Annotated in this window: 2 protein-coding genes; both read left to right on the top strand. The window is 38.2% G+C overall.

The genetic code is table 11. The features are described from left to right. On the top strand, window positions 1-749 hold a 749-nt coding region (locus Q0393_RS10205), incomplete at its 5' end, for a hypothetical protein (RefSeq protein ID WP_298979955.1). A 99-nt stretch (window positions 750-848) separates the two neighbouring features. Further along, window positions 849-1,556: an orotidine-5'-phosphate decarboxylase gene (pyrF, locus tag Q0393_RS10210; protein ID WP_298979957.1), complete on the top strand. Its 708-nt coding sequence runs from the start codon at window positions 849-851 to the stop codon at window positions 1,554-1,556. The last annotated feature ends 434 nt before the right edge of the window (window positions 1,557-1,990 follow it).

A 1,990-nucleotide genomic window follows, 5' to 3' on the forward strand; every position in this document is an offset into this window, starting at 1 on the left:
TTTTTAAAGCGGCGGGTTTTTCAAAATTTTTTGCCTCGCTAATACTTTGCGCAAGCTGCGCATTATGCCTAAACGCGAGCCCCAATGAGGAGCTCGTCCGCTCGCTGTTTAGCGACACAAACTTCGATAAAAATCTTTATTTTAAAGGCGAGATGAGAAGCTATTTAAAGCGTAAATTCTACGCGGCGGATAACTATAGCGAAATCACGGTTGCTCCGCTTGGACGCAGCGACGAATTTAGCGAGATTTTTCACGTATTTTTGGGCTCTAAAGAGAAGCACTTCGATCTTTACGTCTATACTAAGGAGGACGGGATCTACGCCGTGCGAGTTTTAGCGCAAACCGCCATTATTGAGGCTATCGTAAGCGAATATGAAAAATTTAACGAGGCGCAAAAACGCGAATTTGAGCAAAGAACTGATGCAGATATCGTAAATTTAAAGCTAATCTTGGCGCCCGATAAAGAACTTATGGAGTTCGGTAAGCAAAACCTAGCGGCATTTAAAAAAATTTACGAGCTTTACGCAGGCGGCGAGTCCGAGCGCGCTAAAGCAGAGATCAAAAGCTTGCATCTCTCTCACGCCGAGACGAGCGGCAAAAGATTTATGCTGCTCATCGGCGGGATCACCGATAACTCCGTGGGCTTTTTGCGGGTGCAAGATGAAGCAGACCTGCCGCAAATGAGTCCTAGCGAGTTTATAATGATAGAAAAAATTGCGCCGAATTGGTATCTTTTTAAAACCACATAAAAAGCTCTACCGCAAACGGGTTTGAAGCTTCACGGTGATCTAAATTTAAAAGCGTTACCCGCGTCTTAACCATACCGCCGATCAAAAAAAATCGCGCGAATTTTAAATTTAAGAAGACGATCTGTAAATTCTGCACGCCGTAAATTTTTAAAAAATTTTAAAATGCCCATATATGTCAAGGTAGGAATGGAACTTTTTTACAGATGTGGCTTCAATATAATCGCAGATATAAAGAATATGAATCATAAGATTTTCTTGGATTTAAAATTGCATGACATTCCAAATACGGTAAAAAACGGCATTAAAAACCTGGCTCTGCTAGATGTGGATATGATAAATGTTCATTGTGCGGGAGGTACAGAAATGATGAAAGCAGGATTGGAAGGATTGGAAAGCGCGATGAAAATATCAGGAAAAAATAAAAGACCGTTGTTAATTGGAGTCACTCAATTAACATCTACATCAAAGGAAATGATGAATGAGGAACAGGGTATCGATGGTGATGTAATAGATTCCGTATTGAGGTATGCCCGGTCAGCTGAAAAAAGCGGGCTTGATGGAGTTGTTTGCTCCGTGCATGAAGTAAAAAAAATTCATGAAGTATGCGGAAGAGATTTTCTTACTGTTACTCCGGGCATAAGACTTAACTCCGATGAGAAAGACGATCAGAGGAGGATAGCGACACCGAGACTTGCGAAAGAGGAGGGGAGCGACTATATTGTAGTTGGAAGATCGATTACAAATTCAGAAGATCCATTTAAGACGTATGAGAAAATTGAGAGAGAAATGAATAGTTTGAATGGCTGACAGCAAATATAAAAGGCGAACCGAAGGAGATTGTTCTAGTTCGCCTTTTTGGCTAATAAGCCGTTTTGGTTAGTTTTAGTTGTTTAATATTTTAGAAAGGTTTATTGTATTTACAGCTTCATTATATAACTTACATATGACATGGCAATGACTTTCAGATGTATATAGTGTCATAAATATGGAATTTGATGGAATAGATAGAAAAGTTAAGATGTTGAGAAGAGATGCAGGGATAAAATCACAAATAGATCGAGTGAAAGTATAAAGTAAAAAAATCGGAAATCGAGTTTAAGAATGATTTCCGATTTTTTACTTTTTTAATTTTGCTTAAATTATTTTAACTATTGTTTTAGAGAGGTTATTTACAGTTGTTATTATAGCAATTGTCAGTGACAGGGTAATGACTTTAAAATATACAAAATGTCATAAATTTA

This window comes from uncultured Campylobacter sp. (assembly GCF_938015785.1).
GTDB lineage: Bacteria > Campylobacterota > Campylobacteria > Campylobacterales > Campylobacteraceae > Campylobacter_B.